The organism is Streptomyces sp. NPDC047081 (assembly GCF_040643775.1).
GTDB lineage: Bacteria > Actinomycetota > Actinomycetes > Streptomycetales > Streptomycetaceae > Streptomyces.
In genome coordinates this window covers 24,052-42,975 of record NZ_JBEYUY010000037.1, presented here as the reverse complement: position 1 = coordinate 42,975, position 18,924 = coordinate 24,052, and the positions used below count along the sequence as shown (strand labels likewise).

At 71.0% G+C, this 18,924-nt stretch carries 18 protein-coding genes; 9 read left to right on the top strand and 9 right to left on the bottom strand.

Translation table 11 applies throughout. From position 1 onward, the window contains the following. Nucleotides 1–50 precede the first annotated feature (50 nt). From ABZ848_RS43110 to ABZ848_RS43100, 3 genes are all read left to right on the top strand, one after another. Nucleotides 51–1,400, top strand: a complete 1,350-nt coding sequence (locus ABZ848_RS43110; protein WP_360840964.1) for an ABC transporter ATP-binding protein — start codon at nucleotides 51–53, stop codon at nucleotides 1,398–1,400. A 133-nt stretch (nucleotides 1,401–1,533) separates the two neighbouring features. Next, a complete protein-coding gene (locus ABZ848_RS43105) occupies nucleotides 1,534–2,922 on the top strand; it encodes an aldehyde dehydrogenase family protein (protein WP_360840963.1) in 1,389 nt (462 codons plus the stop codon). Between the two features lie 10 nt (nucleotides 2,923–2,932). Next, nucleotides 2,933–4,012 (top strand): Zn-dependent alcohol dehydrogenase, encoded by a 1,080-nt coding sequence (locus ABZ848_RS43100; RefSeq protein WP_360840961.1) that lies wholly within the window; start codon nucleotides 2,933–2,935, stop codon nucleotides 4,010–4,012. Between the two features lie 11 nt (nucleotides 4,013–4,023). On the opposite strand, the gene ABZ848_RS43095 is transcribed toward ABZ848_RS43100, so the two are convergent. From ABZ848_RS43095 to ABZ848_RS43085, 3 genes are all read right to left on the bottom strand, one after another. Continuing rightward, complete coding sequence (locus ABZ848_RS43095) at nucleotides 4,024–4,953, bottom strand: DMT family transporter (RefSeq protein ID WP_360841033.1); 930 nt, start codon at nucleotides 4,951–4,953, stop codon at nucleotides 4,024–4,026. A 69-nt stretch (nucleotides 4,954–5,022) separates the two neighbouring features. Further along, nucleotides 5,023–5,730: a winged helix-turn-helix domain-containing protein gene (locus tag ABZ848_RS43090; protein WP_360840959.1), complete on the bottom strand. Its 708-nt coding sequence runs from the start codon at nucleotides 5,728–5,730 to the stop codon at nucleotides 5,023–5,025. 46 nt (nucleotides 5,731–5,776) lie between these two features. After that, nucleotides 5,777–6,427, bottom strand: a complete 651-nt coding sequence (locus ABZ848_RS43085; protein WP_360840957.1) for a TetR/AcrR family transcriptional regulator — start codon at nucleotides 6,425–6,427, stop codon at nucleotides 5,777–5,779. Nucleotides 6,428–6,499: 72 nt separating this feature from the next. On the opposite strand from ABZ848_RS43085, the gene ABZ848_RS43080 reads away from it, so the two are divergent. The 3 genes from ABZ848_RS43080 (at nucleotide 6,500) to ABZ848_RS43070 (ending at nucleotide 8,680) form a co-directional block, all read left to right on the top strand. Further along, the gene (locus tag ABZ848_RS43080) at nucleotides 6,500–7,651 is read left to right on the top strand and encodes an acyl-CoA dehydrogenase family protein (RefSeq protein WP_360840956.1); all 1,152 of its coding nucleotides are present in this window, start codon (nucleotides 6,500–6,502) and stop codon (nucleotides 7,649–7,651) included. A gap of 61 nt (nucleotides 7,652–7,712) precedes the next feature. After that, nucleotides 7,713–7,958, top strand: coding sequence for a YiaA/YiaB family inner membrane protein (locus ABZ848_RS43075; RefSeq protein ID WP_360840954.1), 246 nt, complete (start codon nucleotides 7,713–7,715; stop codon nucleotides 7,956–7,958). A gap of 95 nt (nucleotides 7,959–8,053) precedes the next feature. Then, nucleotides 8,054–8,680, top strand: a complete 627-nt coding sequence (locus ABZ848_RS43070) for a TetR/AcrR family transcriptional regulator (RefSeq protein WP_360840952.1) — start codon at nucleotides 8,054–8,056, stop codon at nucleotides 8,678–8,680. Between the two features lie 10 nt (nucleotides 8,681–8,690). Here the strand turns inward: ABZ848_RS43070 and ABZ848_RS43065 are convergent, their stop codons facing one another. Beyond that, on the bottom strand, nucleotides 8,691–9,152 hold the full coding sequence (locus ABZ848_RS43065; RefSeq protein WP_360840950.1) for a MaoC family dehydratase: 462 nt from the start codon (nucleotides 9,150–9,152) through the stop codon (nucleotides 8,691–8,693). Nucleotides 9,153–9,243: 91 nt separating this feature from the next. Between ABZ848_RS43065 and soxR the strand changes: the two genes are divergently transcribed. Beyond that, nucleotides 9,244–9,729, top strand: a complete 486-nt coding sequence (gene soxR, locus ABZ848_RS43060) for a redox-sensitive transcriptional activator SoxR (RefSeq protein ID WP_360840948.1) — start codon at nucleotides 9,244–9,246, stop codon at nucleotides 9,727–9,729. A gap of 120 nt (nucleotides 9,730–9,849) precedes the next feature. Here soxR and ABZ848_RS43055 read toward each other — a convergent pair whose 3' ends face one another. Further along, nucleotides 9,850–10,917: an RNA ligase (ATP) gene (locus tag ABZ848_RS43055; protein WP_360840947.1), complete on the bottom strand. Its 1,068-nt coding sequence runs from the start codon at nucleotides 10,915–10,917 to the stop codon at nucleotides 9,850–9,852. A 155-nt stretch (nucleotides 10,918–11,072) separates the two neighbouring features. On the opposite strand from ABZ848_RS43055, the gene ABZ848_RS43050 reads away from it, so the two are divergent. Continuing rightward, nucleotides 11,073–11,843, top strand: coding sequence for a hypothetical protein (locus ABZ848_RS43050; protein ID WP_360840946.1), 771 nt, complete (start codon nucleotides 11,073–11,075; stop codon nucleotides 11,841–11,843). Here ABZ848_RS43050 and ABZ848_RS43045 read toward each other — a convergent pair. Continuing rightward, nucleotides 11,807–12,526, bottom strand: a complete 720-nt coding sequence (locus ABZ848_RS43045) for a 3-keto-5-aminohexanoate cleavage protein (protein WP_360840944.1) — start codon at nucleotides 12,524–12,526, stop codon at nucleotides 11,807–11,809. The two genes, ABZ848_RS43050 and ABZ848_RS43045, sit on opposite strands and share 37 nt — an antisense overlap. Nucleotides 12,527–12,608: 82 nt before the next feature. Continuing rightward, complete coding sequence (locus ABZ848_RS43040) at nucleotides 12,609–13,211, bottom strand: hypothetical protein (protein WP_360840942.1); 603 nt, start codon at nucleotides 13,209–13,211, stop codon at nucleotides 12,609–12,611. A 221-nt stretch (nucleotides 13,212–13,432) separates the two neighbouring features. Here ABZ848_RS43040 and ABZ848_RS43035 point away from each other — a divergent pair, with 221 nt between their 5' ends. Continuing rightward, nucleotides 13,433–16,213: a penicillin acylase family protein gene (locus tag ABZ848_RS43035; protein ID WP_360840940.1), complete on the top strand. Its 2,781-nt coding sequence runs from the start codon at nucleotides 13,433–13,435 to the stop codon at nucleotides 16,211–16,213. 46 nt (nucleotides 16,214–16,259) lie between these two features. On the opposite strand, the gene ABZ848_RS43030 is transcribed toward ABZ848_RS43035, so the two are convergent. After that, a complete protein-coding gene (locus ABZ848_RS43030; protein WP_360840939.1) occupies nucleotides 16,260–17,591 on the bottom strand; it encodes a serine-threonine protein kinase in 1,332 nt (443 codons plus the stop codon). Between the two features lie 81 nt (nucleotides 17,592–17,672). Continuing rightward, complete coding sequence (locus tag ABZ848_RS43025) at nucleotides 17,673–18,908, bottom strand: DUF1343 domain-containing protein (protein ID WP_360840937.1); 1,236 nt, start codon at nucleotides 18,906–18,908, stop codon at nucleotides 17,673–17,675. Nucleotides 18,909–18,924: the final 16 nt, after the last annotated feature.

Below are 18,924 nucleotides of genomic sequence, written 5' to 3'. Positions count from 1 at the left end.
TCTCGACCGCGGAGCACCAGCGCCTGATTCGGCCCCCGGGGGCACTCCACATGACACGCGCCATCTCCCTGCACGACGTGAGCAAGGCCTACACGCGAGGCGTCCGCGTGGTGGACCGGCTGTCGCTGGACATCCGGCCCGGCGAGTTCCTCGTGCTGCTCGGACCGTCCGGCTGCGGGAAGTCGACGGTGCTGCGGATGATCGCCGGGCTGGAGGAGATCACCGAGGGCAGACTGCTGCTCGACGGCGAGGAGGCGAACGAACTCCTGCCGTCCGAGCGGAACATGGCGATGGTCTTCCAGAACTTCGCGCTCTACCCGAACATGACGAGCCGCGGCAACATCGGCTTCCCGCTGCGCGTGGAGAACCCGAACGAGGACCCCCGCCCCCGCGTCGACGCCACCGCCCGCATGCTCGGCATCGAGGACCTCCTGGACCGCTTCCCGAGCCAGCTCTCCGGCGGCGAACGCCAGCGCGTCGCCATGGGCCGGGCCATCGCCCGCCACCCCTCCGCCTTCCTCATGGACGAGCCGCTGTCCAACCTGGACGCCAAGCTCCGCAACCATCTGCGCGCCGAAATATCCAGCCTGACCCGGGAGTTGGGCGTCACCACGGTGTACGTCACCCACGACCAGGCCGAGGCCATGTCGCTCGGCGACCGGGTCGCCGTGCTGCGCGGCGGAGTCCTCCAGCAGCTGGGCACCCCGCGCATGGTGTACGCCCTGCCCCGCAACGTCTTCGTCGCCGCCTTCATCGGCACCCCGCGCATCAACCTGCTGCGCGGCCTGGTCCGCGCCCCGCTGGACGGCGCGATGACCATCAGCCTCGGCAAGCAGTACCTGCGGCTGCCCGAACCCCTGTCCCTGGACCACCAGTTGCTGCGCGTGCAGCAGGGCCGCGAGGTGATCGTCGGCCTGCGTTCGGAAGCCATCCGCATCGCCAAGCCCGCCTCCGCCCGGCCCGGTGAGGTCGCGCTCACCGGTCTGGTCGAGCATGTGGAGTTCCAGGGGCACGAGGTCCTCGTCCACTTCAACACCGGTTCCCGGCCGGCCGTCGTACCGGATCTGGAAGCCCCGCGGCCGGCCGCCCGGCCCTCGCGGCGGAAGCGCCGCGACGGTGGTCCCACCGTCCTGGACCGGCTGCGGGAGCGGGCCGGGGCGCTGCGGGCCGGGCCCGTGGTGGTCCTGGACGACCCGCAGGAGTCCGACCCCGACCCCGCGCCCGCGTCCACGGAACCCCGCCTCCCCGGCGACCTGGTCGTCCGCACCACCCCCGACATCGATCTGCGCCGCGGCCTCCAGGTGCCCCTCCTCGTCGACATCGCCCACCTGTTCGTCTTCGACCAGCACGGCGAACGGATCTGCCCGTCCCCGGCGCGGCTGCCCGACCTGGACGAGTGAGACGCGTTCCGCACGGGGGTGCCTGGCGGCCGGAACGAGGGGGGTGCCTGGCGGTGAAAAACTATCGCCGCTAGTTTGTGTGTCTGTCGGTAGGTTGTGACGCGCACGACGCACCCCGCCCCGGAGGAGCACCATGAAGGCACACGACGGCCACTACATCGACGGCGCCTGGCGTCCCGCCGCAGGTCAGGACGGGATCGACGTCGTGAACCCGGTCGACGAGCAGGTGATCGGCCAGGTCCCGGCCGGCACCGCCGAGGACGTCGACGCCGCCGTACGAGCCGCCCGTGCCGCCTTCCCGGCCTGGGCCGCCACCCCGCCCGCCGAGCGGGCCGCCAGGCTCAGCGCCCTGCGTGACGTCCTCGTCGCCCGCAAGGACGAGATCGCCGAGACGGTCACCGCCGAACTCGGCTCGCCGCTGAAGTTCTCCGAGAACGTACACGCGGCCGTGCCGATCGCGGTCGCGGGCTCGTACGCCGAGCTGGCGGCGACGTACGCCTTCGAGGAGAAGGCGGGCAACTCCACGGTCTACCTGGAGCCGGTCGGTGTGGTCGGCGCGATCACGCCCTGGAACTATCCCCTGCACCAGATCGTCGCCAAGGTCGCCCCGGCGCTGGCGGCGGGCTGCACGGTGGTGCTGAAGCCCGCCGAGGACACCCCGCTGGTCGCCCAGCTCTTCGCCGAGGCGGTCCACGAGGCGGGCGTCCCGGCCGGCGTCTTCAACCTCGTCACCGGCCTCGGCCCGGTCGCCGGCCAGGCCCTCGCCGAGCACCCGGGCGTCGACCTGGTCTCCTTCACCGGCTCCACGGCGGTCGGCCGGCGGATCGGCGCGGCGGCGGGCGCGGCCGTGAAGCGGGTCGCCCTGGAGCTGGGCGGCAAGTCCGCCAACGTCATCCTCCCGAGCGCCGACCTGGCCAAGGCGGTCAACGTCGGTGTCGCCAACGTCATGTCCAACTCCGGCCAGACGTGCAGCGCCTGGACCCGGATGCTGGTCCACGGCGACCAGTACGAGGAGGCCGTCGAGCTGGCCGCCACGGCCGCCGCCAAATACGGCGAGCGGATCGGCCCGGTGGTGAACGCCAAGCAGCAGGCGCGGGTGCGGAGTTACATCGAGAAGGGCGTCGCGGAGGGGGCCAGGCTGGTGGCCGGCGGGCCCGAATCCCCGCGCGAGCAGGGCTACTTCGTCTCGCCGACCGTCTTCGCGGACGTGACTCCGGAGATGACGATCGCCCAGGAGGAGATCTTCGGCCCGGTCCTGTCCATCCTCCGTTACGAGGACGAGGAGGACGCCCTGCGCATCGCGAACGGCACGGTCTACGGCCTCGCGGGCGCCGTCTGGGCCGGCGAGGAGGCGGAGGCGGTCGCCTTCGCGCGCCGCATGGACACCGGGCAGGTCGACATCAACGGCGGTCGCTTCAACCCCCTTGCCCCCTTCGGCGGTTACAAGCAGTCGGGCGTCGGCCGCGAGCTCGGCACGCACGGCCTCGCCGAGTACCTCCAGACCAAGTCCCTGCAGTTCTAGGAGAGTTCACGTGGTTCGCGCAGCCGTCCTTCCCGCCGTGGGCGCTCCCCTGGAGATCACGGACATCGAGCTTCCCGACCCGGGCCCCGGCCAGGTCCGGGTCCGGCTCGCCGCGGCCGGGGTGTGCCACTCCGACCTGTCCCTGTCCAACGGCACCATGCGGGTACCGGTCCCCGCGGTCCTCGGCCACGAGGGCGCGGGCACGGTCGTCTCCGTCGGCGAGGACGTCACCGGCATCGCGCCCGGCGACTCCGTCGTCCTCAACTGGGCGCCGTCCTGCGGTAGTTGCCACGCCTGCTCACTGGGCGAGGTGTGGCTGTGCGCCAACGCGCTGAACGGGGCGGCCGACGTGTACGCCCGCACCGCGGACGGCGTCGACCTGCACCCCGGCCTCAACGTGGCCGCGTTCGCCGAGGAGACGGTCGTCTCCGCCTCCTGCGTCCTGCCCCTGCCCGAGGGCGTCCCGCTCACCGACGCGGCCCTGCTGGGCTGCGCGGTCCTCACCGGCTACGGCGCCGTCCACCACTCGGCGCAGGTGCAGCCGGGGGAGACGGTCGCGGTGTACGGCGTCGGGGGCGTGGGCCTGGCGGCCCTCCAGGCGGCCCGGATCGCGGGCGCGTCCCGCATCGTCGCGGTCGACGTCTCGCCGGAGAAGGAGGAACTGGCGCGGGGCGCGGGCGCCACGGACTACGTGGTGGCGTCGGAGAACACGGCCCGCGAGATCCGCGGTCTGACCGGCAAGCAGGGCGTCGACGTGGCCGTGGAGTGCGTGGGCCGCGCGGCCACCATCCGCACGGCCTGGGACTCCACCCGCCGCGGCGGCCGTACGACGGTGGTCGGCATCGGCGGCAAGGACCAGCAGGTCACCTTCAACGCCCTGGAGATCTTCCACTGGGGCCGGACCCTCGCGGGCTGCGTCTACGGCAACTCGGACCCGTCCAAGGACCTCCCGATCCTGGCCGACCACGTCCGGGAGGGCCGCCTGGACCTGGGCGCTCTGGTGACGGAACGGATCGCCCTGGACGGCATCCCGGCGGCCTTCGAGAACATGCTGGCGGGGAAGGGCGGACGGGCGCTGGTCACTTTCTGACCGGCTCCGGATCACTTTCTGACGGGCTCCGGATCGCTCGGCGATGTGAGCGTCTCAGGCGCTTGAGCGCGGGGGCGCGACCGCGACACGGCCACCCCCGCCAGGCACAGCACGCCCCCGCCCAGCGTCATCAGCCCTGGCACCTCACCGAGCGTCAGCCAGGACATCAGGACGACCAGGGCGGGGACGGCGTACGTGGTCGCGCCCATGCGGCTGGCCGTCGTACGAGCCAGGGCGTAGGCCCAGGTCGTGAAGGCGAGCGCCGTCGGGAACACGCCCAGATAGACCATGTTGAGGGTCGCCGACACGGGCGCGTCGGCGGCCTCGCCGACCAGCTGCCCGGCGAACGGCAGACACGCCACGGCCCCCACGAGACACCCGAACGTCGTCACCTGCAGCGCACTCGCCTTCGCGAGCGCCGGCTTCTGTGCGACGACCCCACCGGCGTACCCGACCGCGGCGAGCAGACACAGCACGACACCCAGCACCGAGGATCCGCCGCCCCCGGACATCGAAAGCCCGACGGCCGCCGCCCCGGCGAACGACACGGCCATCCCCGCCAGCAGCCGGGGCGGCATCGGGTCTCCGAGCAGCCGGGCGCCGAGCAGGGCGATCAGGATCGGCCCGATGTTCACGACCAGGGCGGCGGTTCCGGCGTCGACCTGCTGCTCGCCCCAGTTCAGGGCGACCATGTAGAAGCCGAACCACAGCACCCCGGATATCGCGATCCCACGCCAGGCGGCCCGCGGCGGCAGCCCTTCCCGCCGTACGAGACAGATCACCCCCAGCGCCAGCGCCCCGGACGACAACCGCCCGAGCGCCAGCGCGCCCGGCGAGTAGGCGTCCCCGGCACTGCGGATCGAGACGAAGGCGGAGGCCCACAGCACGACGGTCACGGCGGCGGCAGCGGGGGCGAGCAGGTGGGTATGACGGGCGTTCATCATGCTCCCGAGGCTAGAGATGGGACGGAAAGGAAGCTCGCGGATTTCAGACGGGGCACTTGAGGGCGCTCACAGCGCCGTGGCCTCGACACCGAGCAGGTCCTGAAGGACTCGTACACCCGTCGGCGTCGCTTTCACGGCCCGCCCCGACCCGATCCGCACACACCACCCGGCGTCCAGCGCATGCGCGCAGAGCGCCGCTCCAGCGACCCCCGCCAGATGCGGCCGCCGCTCCGTCCAGTCGAGGCACCCCCGGGCCAGCGGCCGCCGCCCCTTCCGCTCCAGCGGGATCCCCGCGCTCCCGAACCACCCGACCCCCGCCTCCGTCAGCGCGAACCCGGTGTCCTGCACCAACAGCCCCCGAGCCGTCATCGCATCGGTCACCGCGATCCCGAGCCGCCCGGCGAGATGGTCGTAACAGGTCCGCCCGCGGGCCATCGCGGCGCCCGCGCTCGACTCCCGCAGCCCGCGCGGCCGTACGACATCACCCGGCTCCACCTGCGCGACCAGATCCTCCACCAGCTGGGCCACCCGCCCGTCCGCGAGCCGTACGTACCGGTGCCGCCCCTGGCGCTCCTCGGTCAGCAGACCGCCCGCGACGAGCTTGCCGAGGTGCTCGCTCAGCGTCGACGCGGCGACGCCCGCGTGCCGCGCCAGTTCGCCCGCCGTCCACGCCCGTCCGTCCAGCAGCGCCAGCAGACACGCGGCGCGCGTCTCGTCCGCGATCAGCCCGGCGAGGCGGGCAAGCCCGGGTGCCTGGTTCTCCCTGGTGGTCATGGAGCCAGCATGGGGTACGGACACTTCGGCGCCGGCCGAAGTGTCGTCACGTCGGCTGCCGCAGCACCTCGTACTGCCCGGCCAGCCCGTCGAGCAGCGCCGTGAGCCCCGTCTCGAAGGCCCGTTCGTCGATCTTCTCCTGCTGCTCGGCGAGGAGATGGGCCTGCCCGAGGTGCGGGTAGTCGGCGGGGTCGTAGGCGGTCGCATCGTCCACGAAGCCGCCCGCGAACGAGCCGAGCGCGGAGCCCATGATGAAGTACCGCATCAGCGCGCCGATCGAGGTCGCCTGGGCCGGAGGCCAGCCCGCGGCGACCATCCCGCCGTAGACCGCGTCCGCGAGCCGCAGCCCGGCCGGCCGCCGTCCGGGCCCCTGGGCGAGGACCGGGACGATGTTGGGGTGGTCGCGCAGGGCGGCCCGGTAGGAGACCGCCCAGTCGTGCAGCGCGGTCCGCCACTCGCGGCCGTCCTCGAACATCGACAGGTCGACCTGCGCGCTCACCGAGTCGGCGACGGCCTCCAGGATCTCGTCCTTGGTGCGGAAGTGGTTGTAGAGGGAGGGGCCGCTGACGCCGAGCTCGGCGGCGAGCCGACGCGTGGAGACGGCCGCGAGGCCCTCCGCGTCCACCAGCGCACGTGCCGTCTCGACGATCCGGTCGGTGCTGAGCAGGGGCTTGCGCGGTCGGGCCATGGCGCACATAGTAGGGCTGCGCGAGCGAAACTAGCAGTGCTAATTTAAAGGTGCAGGATCTCGAGTGGGGTGACTGGTCTCATGAATCTGGAGCTCAGCGACGAGCAGGAAGCCGTCCGGCGGCTCGCCAGGGACTTCGTGGACCGGGAGATCGCCCCGCATGTCATCACGTGGGACCGGGCGGAGGAGGTCGACCGCTCGATCGTGAAGAAGCTCGGCGAGGTCGGCTTCCTCGGCCTGACCGTCGACGAGGAGTACGGCGGCTCGGGCGGCGACCACCTCGCGTACTGCCTGGTCACGGAGGAGCTCGGGCGCGGCGACTCGTCCGTGCGCGGGATCGTGTCCGTCTCGCTCGGGCTGGTCGCCAAGACGATCGCCGCGTGGGGGAGCGAGGAGCAGAAGCGGCGCTGGCTGCCCGGGCTGACCTCGGGCGAGTACGTCGGCTGCTTCGGCCTCACCGAGCCCGGCACCGGCTCCGACGCCGGAAACCTCACCACGCGCGCGGTGCGCGACGGCGACGAGTACGTCGTCAACGGCACCAAGATGTTCATCACGAACGGTACTTGGGCCGATGTCGTGCTGCTCTTCGCCCGCTCCACCGACGCCCCCGGCCACAAGGGCGTCTCCGCCTTCCTCGTGCCGACCGACACGCCCGGCCTGACCCGCCGCACCATCCACGGCAAGCTCGGCCTGCGCGGCCAGGCCACCGCCGAGCTGGTCCTGGAGGACGTACGCGTGCCCGCTTCGGCGATGCTGGGGGAGGAGGGCAAGGGCTTCTCCGTCGCCATGTCGGCCCTCGCGAAGGGGCGGATGTCGGTCGCGGCGGGCTGCGTCGGCATAGCCCAGGCCGCGCTCGACGCGGCCGTCCGGTACGCCGGTGAGCGCGAGCAGTTCGGCACGCCGATCGCCGGGCACCAGCTGGTCCAGGAGTTGATCAGTGACATCGCCGTCGACGTGGACGCGGCCCGGCTGCTGACCTGGCGGGTCGCCGATCTGATCGACCGGGGGCAGCCCTTCGCCGTCGAGTCCTCCAAGGCCAAGCTCTTCGCCTCCGAGGCCGCCGTCCGGGCCGCCAACAACGCCCTCCAGGTCTTCGGCGGCTACGGCTACATCGACGAGTACCCGGCGGGCAAGCTGCTGCGCGACGCCCGCGTGATGACCCTCTACGAGGGCACCAGCCAGATCCAGAAGCTGCTCATCGGGCGTGCGCTGACGGGGATTTCGGCCTTCTGAGTACGACGACTGAGTACCTCGGCGGATGTGGCGCGGGCCACGTCCGCCGACCCTTGTTGCCATGAGTGACACACCGGGCAAGCAGCAGAACACGGCCGCCTTCTACGGCCAGGCCGTCGCCTCCTTCGCCGTCGCCATGGCCGCGACCGCCATCGGCATCTTCAAACTGAACGCCGACGCGTGGGTACGGGCCTTCCTCGCCATCGCCGTCCTGTACCTCGTCACCTCCGCCTTCACCCTCGCCAAGGTGATCCGCGACCGGCAGGAGGCCACCGAGCGCGCCTTCCACCCCTTCGAGAAGCTCTGAGGGTCCCTCCGAAAAGCTCTGAGCGGCCACGCTAAGCGGTTGCTCACCTTCGGCTGTATGGTTGTGTCCCTGTCGGTGAGAGGGGCGAACGAGCGATGAGTACGGCGGAGGAGACGGCCGGCGGCGAAGTGGCGCCGTGGGGCGAGGTGACGCCCGACGCGGCCCGGCGATTGCTGATGGCCGCCGTGGAGGCCTTCGCCGAGCGCGGCTACCACGCCACGACGACCCGTGACATCGCGGGCCGCGCCGGCATGAGCCCGGCCGCGCTCTACATCCACTACAAGACGAAGGAAGAGCTCCTCCACCGCATCAGCCGCATCGGCCACGAGAAGGCGGTGGACATCCTGCGCACCGCGGCCCGCCGCGAGGGCACCCCGGCCGAGCGGCTCGCCGACGCGGTCAGCTCCTTCGTGCGGTGGCACGCGGGCGGCCGTACCACCGCCAGGGTCGTGCAGTACGAGCTGGACTCGCTCGGGCCCGACGCCCGCGCCGAGATCCTCGCGCTGCGCCGCCAGTGCGACGCCGAGGTGCGCGGGATCATCGAGGACGGCATCGCGGCCGGCGAGTTCGACGTCCTGGACGTCAAGGGGACGACGCTCGCGGTGCTCTCGCTCTGCATCGACGTGGCCCGGTGGTTCAACATCGAGGGCCCCTGGACGCCCGACGAGGTCGGCGCGCTCTACGCCGACCTCGTGCTGCGGATGGTGGGAGCGGCCAAGTGACCGCCACCGCTCAGAGGTAGTAGCGCGAGACGGACTCGGCGACGCACACCGGCTTGTCGCCGCCCTCGCGCTCGACGGTGAAGGCGACGGTCACCTGGACGCCGCCCGCCACGTCGTCGACCCCGGTGATCACCGCGGTGGCCCGCAGCCGCGAGCCGACCGGCACGGGGGAGGGGAAACGCACCTTGTTGGTGCCGTAGTTGACACCCATCTTCACGCCCTCGACCTTGATCAGCTGCGGGCCGAACAGCGGCAGCAGCGACAGGGTCAGATAGCCGTGCGCGATGGTCGTCCCGAACGGCCCGGCGGCGGCCTTCTCCGGATCGACGTGGATCCACTGGTGGTCGCCGGTGGCTTCGGCGAAGAGGTCGATCCGCTTCTGGTCGACCTCCAGCCAGTCGGTGTGCCCCAGCTGCTCGCCCACCGCAGCCTTCAGCTCGTCCGCGCCCGTGAAGACCCTCGGCTCTGCCATGTCCCGCCTCCTCGTCCCAAATGCTAAGCGACTGCTTAGCATGGTAGGCCTCGGGGCCTGTGTCAACGGAGCCATGGGTAGGGTTCGAGGGGTGCCTCAGATTCCAGAGAAGATCCACGAGCTCACGGTCGGCCAGCTCGCCGCGCGGAGCGGCGCCGCCGTCTCCGCCCTGCACTTCTACGAGTCCAAGGGGCTGATCAGCAGCCGCCGCACCGCGGGCAACCAGCGCCGCTACCAGCGCGACACGCTGCGCCGGGTGGCCTTCGTCCGCGCCGCCCAGCGCGTCGGCATCCCCCTCGCGACGATCCGCGACGCCCTCTCCGAACTCCCCGAGGAGCGCACCCCCACCCGCGAGGACTGGGCCCGCCTCTCGGAGGCCTGGCGCTCCGAACTGGACGAGCGCATCAAGCAGTTGAACCGCCTCCGCGACCACCTCACGGACTGCATCGGCTGCGGCTGTCTGTCCCTGGACACCTGCGTGCTGTCCAACCCGGACGACGTCTTCGGCGACCGGATGACGGGCTCCCGGCTGATGGTGGAGCGACGGGAGGGCCGCGGGGCGCGGCGGCAGTGCTGAGCGCTCCGCTGGAAGTGCGGGGACGGGTCGTCGGTCGTCCGCGTCGCCGTCGTGGCTGGTCGCGCCCGCGCGGCGGTAGCCGCACGTGCAACACGGCCCCGCGCCCCTTTGGGCCCGCCGTCACTCGTACTCCGTGCCGCCCTTGCGGGTCAGATACGCCGGGCTGACCGCCTTCGCGATCGCGCGGCCCCCGGTCACCGGGCTGTAGCGCTCCACGGCGGGCCGGATCACCACGCCCTCCCGCAGATGCAGACCCCGCCCCGACACCGTCTCGCGCCCGCTCGCGACCTCCAGCACCCGCTCGATGTCGTACGACCCCTCGTGCAGCCGGGGCACCAACGGCAGCTGCCCGTCGAGCAGTTCGGCCGGATCCAGCCAGCGCACCGTGCCGTCGATCTCCGCGGAGACGTCGAACACGGCGTACCCGAGGCTCTCCCGCCGCCCGTCCGCGCCGTACGTCAGGTCCTGCACCCCGGCCCCGTACACCTCGCCGAAGATCCCGACCCGCCGCGCCCCCAGTCGCCCGGCCAGTCGCGCCGCGACCTCGGTGACCTGGTGCCCGTGCACCGCGCGCCAGTACAGATTGCGCGGATCCTCCTTCAGGGCCAGGGACTTGGCGCCGAAGCCCTTCGAGGAGACGTACACCCTGCCCTCGTCCGCGACATACGTCAGCAGGCACGCCGAGCCGTGCAGCTTCTCCGTCAGGACCACAGCCTCGCCCGGTTCGAAGATGTCCGGAAACCGCTGGATGTTCTCGATGTCCACCCAGGGCAGCAGATCGGGCGCGGACTCCACCTCCCCGGACATGGTGGGCGGGATCGGCGGCACCCACTTGGTGATGCCCAGCCGCTCCGCGAAGTCCGTCCCGTCCAGCGCCGCCCGCGCGAGGTCGACGTCGGCCAGCGCCTTCGGCCGGCACACGATCCCCTGCGACAGCTCACCGCGCAGCCGCACCGCCTTCACCCGGTTCGCCTCGCTCCCCGCGAGCCGCCCGGTCAGCCCCAGCTCCTCGATCAGCCCGGCCGGCAGCACGGACTGCTCGGGGATGTAGACGGCGGTGTCGCCGGTGCGGAACGCGCCCTTGGCGACGACGGCCCGGTACAGACCCACCTGGGCCAGTTCGAGGGCGTCGGCGTTCGGATGCTCGTGGACGGTCAGCACTTCGGCGGTGACGCGCAGCGTCGACATGGGACACCTCGGTTCCTGGGTCGCTCAGTTCGGTTTCATCGCCTCCCAACTGTCCGGACCGGAAAGGGGTGGAGCGAGCGGATTAGCGGCTGGTAGCGTCGAGATCTTCGGCGGGCCGCCAGGCCGCGCACGGAGTCCCGACAGGATCAACTCCCTTGTCCTCCATCGCCCTTGACGCCGCCCTCGCGGACATCGACACCGTCTTCAACGGCTTCGCCAGCCCCGACGAGACCGGCTGCGGCCACTGCCACGCGCCCGAGGAGACCGCGTATCTGCGCACGCCGTACGTGCGGATACCGGTGGACGTCGTGCGCTACTACCTCTACGAGGTGCCCGACCTCCCCCACTCTCGGCTTCGCTCGAGCGGGGGGACCCCCACCGACGACCACGCGGCCGTGATGCGCCGCCTGCTGCCGCAGGGCGCACGGGCGATGGCCGACGGCTCCCTCGGGTCGATCGCGTACGGGGCCCACGGGCTGACCCGGGCGGACTGGCGCTCCTGGCCGGCCGCGCAGGTCGCCGCGATCGAGGCCTTCCTGTACGCCTGGTGGCAGGACGCGCTGACCACGCCCGAGCCGCCGTACCCCATCGAGGACATCTTCGAGACCTGCGTGACGATCGCGCGGAGCGTGACCCCGTTCCTGGAGGGGTGGACCGGCGGGCCGGCCGCCGACGCGCACCTCGTCCATCTCGCCGACGTCTGGCTGTACGACCTGCTGTCCGACGCCTCCCCGTTCTCCTGGTGGTCCGACGACAGCGAGGACACGGGCATCGCGGACCTGCGCGCCTGGCTGGCCGGTCCGGGTGCCGAGCGCCTTCGCGCGGCGGGCGAGGACGACCTCGCCCTGCGCTGCGAGGTGCAGACCCTTCCCGAGGGCGAGCGCTGGACTCATCCGTACTGGAGCAACCCCTCGGCCACCAACTGAGCGTTGGACAGGGCCCGTTGCCCGTCCGGCAGGAGCAGGGTGTCCTCCAGGCCGATGCGGGTCGCCAGGCCCAGCCGCCCGGCCAGCCGCAGCACCGGCCAGGCGCCGCCGTCCTCGCCGTGCAGGAGGATCGGGCGGCCGTGTGCCGGGCCGAGGTCGGTCAGGAGGGCTCGGGCGGTCTGCTCCGCCGTGTCGGGCGAGGTGTCCGTCACCTCGGCCAGCACCCGCAGCACGCGCGGGCCGAGCGGTGAGGCCGTGAAGCGGGACGCGCCGTCCGTGCCGGACCAGATGCCGGCCTCGACGCCGATGCCCAGCTCCAGCAGCGTGGCGGCGATCTCCTCGGCGCCCGGCTCATGCCAGTTGACCGAGGCGTGGTCGGGGAGGGCGGACAGGCCTGCCCAGCTCCGTATCCGCGCAAGGCGGTCCGCCGGATCGGGCTCCGCCCAGGCGCCCGTCGTCACGCCGACCGGCACCGGCACCCGCGCCCGGATCGCCGCCAGCGTCGGCGCGAGCACCTTGGGCGACAGGGAGTCGTCCCCGCAGGGGCTCTTGGGATGGACGTGCACGTCCGTGGCCCCGGCCGCGACGGCACGCGCCGCGGACTCGGCCATCGCTTCGGGAGTCAGCGGAACCATCGCGCCGTCGGCGGATCCCCGCGGTCCGTTGAGACACACCTGCACCATGTCCCAAGCCTGCCAGCCACCACCGACAACGGCCCCGCCGATCAATGAGGGGGTGCGGCATCCCCGGCGCACCCCCGCCGTGCTAGGCCGACACCAACAGCCTTCCGCGCCTTGCGTCCGCCAGGGCCTCGGGCTTGAGCACGGGCCGTGGTACGAGAATTCCGCAGTGACTGCAGACCGGACCCGCCGAGGGTTCGTGGTCCAGGTCGTACTTCCAGCTCAGCCGCTCCCCGCCGCACACCGGGCACCCCGAGCCCGGTTCGCGCTCCAACGCGGAGATCAGCCGGCGCAGCACCTCGGCCAGCGGTTCACGGGGGTGCACCCGCGGGTCGTCGCACCAGGCGACACCGAAACCGCCCCAGGTCAGCCGGTGCCAGTCGTCCACAGTGCCCGGCCTGCGCAGTCCGTCGTGCTTTTCCTTCCGGCGCCGCGCGGCGAAGTCGACCTCGTAGGCCAGCCACACCGAACGCGCCTCCTCCAGCTCCTCCAGTGCGGCCACGAGCCGCGCCGGGTCGGGAGCCCGGTCCTCGGGACCGAAACCTGCCCGGGAACTCAAGTGGTCCCAGGTCGCCCTGTGCCCGTAAGGAGCGAACCGCTCCAGGCACTTGCGCAGTGAGTACCGCCGCAGTGCCAGATCGCACCGCGGATCGCGGACCTGTCTCGCCAGACTCCGGAAACCGGCCATCGCCCTGCACCTCCGTCACACCTGCACCTGTACTTCGGTCACTTCGGCGTCGTCGTACGGACGTCGCCGAATAGACGTATCGACAAGCGATTCGGCTCCATCCGATTTCCGATGACCCCCATAAGCCGTCGCACCGAGTACCAAAACTTGACGCATGTTCATCTTCAAACCCGGGGATACCGCCGGTAACGTCCCGGCCTACCCCGTCGGTTGGAGCTGCCATGCCACGACGTACCTCGCGTACCACCCTTGACAGACTGAGAACTCCCGGCAGGCTCACCGGGTTCCTGAAGGGCGCATCGATATGCGCCCTGATTGCTGCTCTTTTGTCCCCGCTTGCCCAGGCACCGGCGGCGGCCGCGGCCTCGAACGACTACTGCGGCGGCCAGTGCTCCGACATCCTGCCGCCCGGCGAGAACGGCAACGCGACCCTGGCCCAGATCCTCCTCAACCAGGCCTTCGGCACCCAGCCCGACCACGCCGAGGACCAGCTCGGCCCCTACGCCAACCTGGCCAAGGGGTACTCCGGACTCACCGACGCGACGATCAACACGTTCTTCAACGACGCGTCGTTCGGGGTCGCTTCCGATCAAGTCGCCTCCACTGAGAAGCCCGCGAACCGCACCGATGTGACGATCGTCCGCGACAAGAAGACGGGCGTCCCGCACATCACCGGTACCACCAGATACGGCACAGAGTTCGGGGCCGGGTATGCCGCCGCTGAGGACCGGCTGTGGCTCATGGATGTGTTCCGCCATGTGGGACGCGGCCAGCTCACCACCTTCGCCGGCGGCGCCGCCTCCAACCAGGGCCTTGAGCAGGAGTTCTACCGCAACGCCCCCTACACCGAGGCCGAACTCCAGGCGCAGATCGACAACGCCGTCGCCAACAACGGCACCCGCGGCCAGCAGGCCCTCGCCGACGCCAACGCCTACCTCGACGGCATCAACTCCTACATCGACGCCTCCGACAGCGGGCGCTACTTTCCCGGCGAGTACGTCCTCACCGGCCACAAGGACTCCGTCACCAACGCCGGCACGATCGACCACTTCAAGATCACCGACCTGGTGGCGCTGGCCTCCGTGATCGGCTCGCTGTTCGGCTCCGGCGGTGGCGGCGAGGTCAACAACGCGATCTCGCTCATCGCCGCCCAGTCCAAGTACGGCGTCGAGGAGGGCACCAAGGTCTGGGAGTCCTTCCGTGAGCGCAACGACCCCGAGGCCGTCCTCACCGTCCACGACGGCACGAGCTTCCCGTACGCCGCCAAGCCCTCCGACCCGCAGGGCGAGGCGCTGCCCGACGCCGGTTCGGTGACGACCGAGCCGCTGGTCTACGACGCCACCGGCACCGGCGCGAGCCAGAGCGCGACCGCCGCCTCCGCGACGGCGACCGCGACCGCCCTCAGCTCCGCCAAGCGCGGCATGTCCAACGCCCTCGTGGTCAGCGGCAAGTACACGGCGAGCGGCCATCCCATCGCCGTCTTCGGTCCGCAGACCGGCTACTTCGCCCCGCAGCTGCTCATGCTCCAGGAGATCCAGGGCCCGGGCATCAGCGCCCGCGGCGCCTCCTTCGCGGGCCTGAGCATGTACGTCGAACTCGGCCGCGGCCAGGACTACTCGTGGTCCGCGACGACCTCCGGCCAGGACATCATCGACACGTACGCCGTCGAGCTGTGCACGGACGACTACCACTACCTCTACCACGGCACCTGCACCGCCATGGACAAGGTCGAGCAGAAGAACTCCTGGTCACCGACCACGGCCGACGGTACGGCCGCGGGCTCGTACACGATGAGAGTCTGGAAGACCAAGTACGGGCCGGTGGAATACAGAGCGACCGTCGGCGGCAAGAAGGTCGCCTACACCACCCTGCGCTCCTCCTACATGCACGAGGCCGACTCGATCATCGGCTTCCAGATGCTCAACGACCCCGACTACGTGAAGAGCCCGGGGACCTTCCAGAGCGCGGTGCAGCACATCAACTACACCTTCAACTGGTTCTACGCCGACTCCTCGCACACCGCCTACTACAACAGCGGCAACAACCCGGTGCGCGCGAGCGGCGTCGACGCCGAGTTCCCGGTCTGGGGCCAGGCGGCGTACGAGTGGAAGAACTGGGATCCGACCACCAACACCGCCGACTACACGGCCGCCTCGGCGCACCCCAACTCCATCGACCAGGACTACTACATCTCCTGGAACAACAAGCAGGCCCTCGACTACACGACCGCGCCCTGGGGCGACGGGTCCGTGCACCGCGGCAACCTGCTGGAAGACCGGGTGAAGAAACTGGTCGCGGCCGGCGGGGTGACCCGTACCAAACTGGTGCAGGCGATGGCGGACGCGGCACTCGCAGACCTGCGCGCCGAGGACGTGCTGCCGAAGCTGCTGAAGGTGATCAACAGCAGTACGGTGACCGACTCCACGGCCGCGGCCGCGGTCAGCAAGCTCCAGGCGTGGGTGACGGCGGGCGCCAAGCGCACCGAGACATCGGCCGGCTCGAAGACGTACGCCAACGCCGACGCGATCCGCATCCTCGACGCCTGGTGGCCGCTGCTGGTCAAGGCCGAGTTCCAACCCGGGCTCGGCAGCGACCTGTACACCGCCTTCGGCAACAACCTGCCGATCGACGAGTCCCCGTCGGCCGCGCACGGGCCCACCGGCTCGCACGCGGGCAGCTCCTTCCAGTACGGCTGGTGGAGCTACGTCGACAAGGACATCCGCTCGGTGCTCGGCGAGACCGTGCAGGGACCGCTGGCCGAGAAGTACTGCGGCGGCGGGGTCCTCAGCTCCTGCCGGGACATCCTGATCAGCACCCTGAAGACGGCGGCCGGCACCTCGGCGTCGACGGTCTACCCCGGGGACTCGCTGTGCTCGGCGGGGGACCAGTGGTGCGCGGACTCGATCGTGCAGCGGACGCTCGGCGGGATCAAGCACTACAACATCAGCTGGCAGAACCGGCCCACCTTCCAGCAGGTGGTGGAGTACACGTCACACCGGTGACATGTCATGGGTGACATGTGGCATGTGACATAGCACTGACGGCGGGTCAGCTGATGCGGCCCGCCGTCAGTACGACCCGCGCCAGTTCCGCGTGCACGATGTCGCTGTGCGCCCCGGTCGGCGGGCCGCCGCGGTTGACAACGGCCGCCGCGTCGATGTTCACGCACCCCGAGGCGGGCAGCTGCCCGCCCAACGCGCCCGCCAGATCAAGCTGTCGGGTGCCCGGCACCGCCTGCACCCCGTCATGGCCCATCGCCCCCCACTCGGGCCCGAGGGTCCGCCCGAGGTCGAAGCCGGTGACACCGCCCGCGACAGCGTTGTTCACCCCCGCCATCCGCGAGGCCAGCGGGTACAGCGTGCCCAGCGCCTGGTCGAAGTGGGAGTAGCAGCACACGAGCGGTCCGTCGATCCGGTTCTGCTGCCCCTGCAACACCCCTCCCGTACGGGCGTCCTGAGGCAGCCGCGCCGCGAACGCGTAGTGCGAGAAGGCCCCTTGGAGCAGCGTCACCGACTTCACCGTGTGCACGCCCTCGGGCAGCCCGCGCAGAGCGAACGACACCAGCCGCCCGCCGAAGCTGTGCCCGACCAGATGCACCCGCACCGCCGGGGCCGCCGCGGCCAACTGCCCCACCACCCGGCCGAGTCCACGCTCGCCGACGGTCCCCGCGCGCCGCTTCATCGCGTAGTACGTCGCCTGCCGCAGCAACTCCTTCGCCCCGTCCCAGGGGTTCGGCAACGAGAACCCCTCCGCGCCACCGCCCGCCCGCAGGGACGCCAGTGCCTGCGCGAACTCGTCGCACAGTGCAGCCGCGTCCCCGCAGAACAGCACCGGCTCGCTCTGCGGGACGCCCTCCGCGAGGGTGTCCGCCGCGAACAGCGGCTGCGGTCCGCCCGGTACGACCTCCACCAGCAGCCGCACCAGCCGCCCGAACTCGTCCAGTTCGTTGTCCGGCCGCTGGTCCAGCATCCGTGCGATCTGGTCGACCACGGTGGCCCGCCCGGGGAACGCCTCAAGCAGTGCGTGCCGGGTGTCCTTGTCGAGCACCGGGGCCGGGGCCGCCTCCGCCTCCATGGCCACCACGGACTTGGGGAAGTCGGGGATCGGCTCGTCGCAGAACCGCATCGACGGCCAGACGACACCCACGTATCCGATCTTCGCCTTCGGCGCGAGCTTCGGGATCGGGGCGAAGAACTTCCGGTAGAGGGCGGTCGCGCCCGAACGGTCGTTGTTCCAGCCGTGCGCGAAGACGATCAGGTCCTTGACGCCCTTCGCGGGGACCTCGGCGAGGAGCCGGTCGCGCTCCTGCCCGTCCGGGTCCCCGTCCGCGTCGAAGGTCAGCTCCCAGTAAGGAGTCACGCTCATTGCCGGCTGCGCCATGACTGGCCCCCTCGTCCCCCGTAGCGGTGCGATGTGCGCGCATCGTCCTCCTGCCGGGCAAGGATGGCCATACGGTGCGAGTCACTTGTAGAGGAGGTATTCCTTTCGAATCCGCCGGAATCCCGCGAGTTCCTCCTGCCAGCCGGCTACGACCTCGTCGACGCCCGCACCCGCGTCGATCTGCGTCCGCACCCGCGAGGAGCCGGTGAGCTTGTCGATCCAGTTGTCGGAGCGCCAAGTGAAGCCGCTCCACACCTTCTTGGCGGTCACCAGGAGGGCGATTCCGGTGCGGACGGGGTCGTACGCGGTCCGGTCGTGCACATGGATCTGTACGCCGCCGACGGTCTTGCCCTGGAACTTGGAGAACGTCGGCGCGAAGTACGCCTCCCTGAAGTGCACGCCGGGCAGGGCGAGTTCGTTCGCGGCCGCCGCCCAGCGGCCGTCGATGCCGTCCGCGCCGAGGAGTTCGAAGGGGCGGGTGGTGCCGCGGCCCTCGGAGAGGTTCGTGCCCTCGAACATGCAGGTGCCGGAGTACACGAGCGCGGTGTCGGGAGTCGGCATGTTGGGGCTGGGCGGGACCCAGGGGAGGGCGGAGGCGTCGTGGAACTCCGAGCGCTTCCAGCCCGTCATGAGGACCGTTTCCAGCGGGACCGGGGTGGTGAGGAACTCCCCGTTGAACAGTCGGGCGAGCTCCGCGACCGTCATCCCGTGCGCCTGGGAGATCGGCTGCCTGCCGACGAAGGTCGCGAACTCCTTGTGCAGGACCGGGCCTTGGGCGGCGCGACCGGTCACGGGGTTCGGGCGGTCCAGCACGACGAAGCGTTTGCCTGAGAGCTGGGCCGCCTCCATGCAGTCGTAGAGCGTCCAGATGTACGTGTAGAAACGGGCGCCGACGTCCTGGATGTCGAACACGACGGTGTCGACGCCGGAGGTGGTGAAGATGTCCGCCAGGGGCTGGCCGCTCTTGAGGTACGTGTCGTAGACGGGGAGGCCGGTGGCGGGGTCGTCGTAGCGGCCTTCGGAGCCGCCGGCCTGGGCGGTGCCGCGGAAGCCGTGCTCTGGGCCGAAGACCGCGGTGAGGTTCACGTGGGGGTCTTTGTGCATGACGTCGACGATGTGGTGGACGTCGCGGGTTACGCCGGTGGGGTTGGTGACGATGCCGATGCGCTGGCCGCGGAGGTTGACGTATGCCGTTGCCGCGAGGTTTTCGAAGCCGGTGTGGAGGGGTTTTCGGCGGTCGGCTGCCGTGGCCGGGGGTGCGGTGAGTGCTGTTGCTGCCGTTGTCGCTGCGAGGAGGGCTCGTCTGGATAGGCGCATGGGGGGCAAGGTATTG

Excerpts from the sequence above, each read along its gene's own strand:
- ABZ848_RS43110 (WP_360840964.1), top strand. The coding sequence starts at position 51 with ATGACACGCGCCATCTCCCTGCACGACGTGAGCAAGGCCTACACGCGA.
- ABZ848_RS43105 (WP_360840963.1), top strand. The coding sequence starts at position 1,534 with ATGAAGGCACACGACGGCCACTACATCGACGGCGCCTGGCGTCCCGCC.
- ABZ848_RS43095 (WP_360841033.1), bottom strand. The coding sequence starts at position 4,953 with ATGAACGCCCGTCATACCCACCTGCTCGCCCCCGCTGCCGCCGCCGTG.
- ABZ848_RS43090 (WP_360840959.1), bottom strand. The coding sequence starts at position 5,730 with ATGACCACCAGGGAGAACCAGGCACCCGGGCTTGCCCGCCTCGCCGGG.
- ABZ848_RS43085 (WP_360840957.1), bottom strand. The coding sequence starts at position 6,427 with ATGTGCGCCATGGCCCGACCGCGCAAGCCCCTGCTCAGCACCGACCGG.
- ABZ848_RS43080 (WP_360840956.1), top strand. The coding sequence starts at position 6,500 with ATGAATCTGGAGCTCAGCGACGAGCAGGAAGCCGTCCGGCGGCTCGCC.
- ABZ848_RS43075 (WP_360840954.1), top strand. The coding sequence starts at position 7,713 with ATGAGTGACACACCGGGCAAGCAGCAGAACACGGCCGCCTTCTACGGC.
- ABZ848_RS43070 (WP_360840952.1), top strand. The coding sequence starts at position 8,054 with ATGAGTACGGCGGAGGAGACGGCCGGCGGCGAAGTGGCGCCGTGGGGC.
- ABZ848_RS43065 (WP_360840950.1), bottom strand. The coding sequence starts at position 9,152 with ATGGCAGAGCCGAGGGTCTTCACGGGCGCGGACGAGCTGAAGGCTGCG.
- ABZ848_RS43055 (WP_360840947.1), bottom strand. The coding sequence starts at position 10,917 with ATGTCGACGCTGCGCGTCACCGCCGAAGTGCTGACCGTCCACGAGCAT.
- ABZ848_RS43045 (WP_360840944.1), bottom strand. The coding sequence starts at position 12,526 with ATGGTGCAGGTGTGTCTCAACGGACCGCGGGGATCCGCCGACGGCGCG.
- ABZ848_RS43040 (WP_360840942.1), bottom strand. The coding sequence starts at position 13,211 with ATGGCCGGTTTCCGGAGTCTGGCGAGACAGGTCCGCGATCCGCGGTGC.
- ABZ848_RS43035 (WP_360840940.1), top strand. The coding sequence starts at position 13,433 with ATGCCACGACGTACCTCGCGTACCACCCTTGACAGACTGAGAACTCCC.
- ABZ848_RS43030 (WP_360840939.1), bottom strand. The coding sequence starts at position 17,591 with ATGGCGCAGCCGGCAATGAGCGTGACTCCTTACTGGGAGCTGACCTTC.
- ABZ848_RS43025 (WP_360840937.1), bottom strand. The coding sequence starts at position 18,908 with ATGCGCCTATCCAGACGAGCCCTCCTCGCAGCGACAACGGCAGCAACA.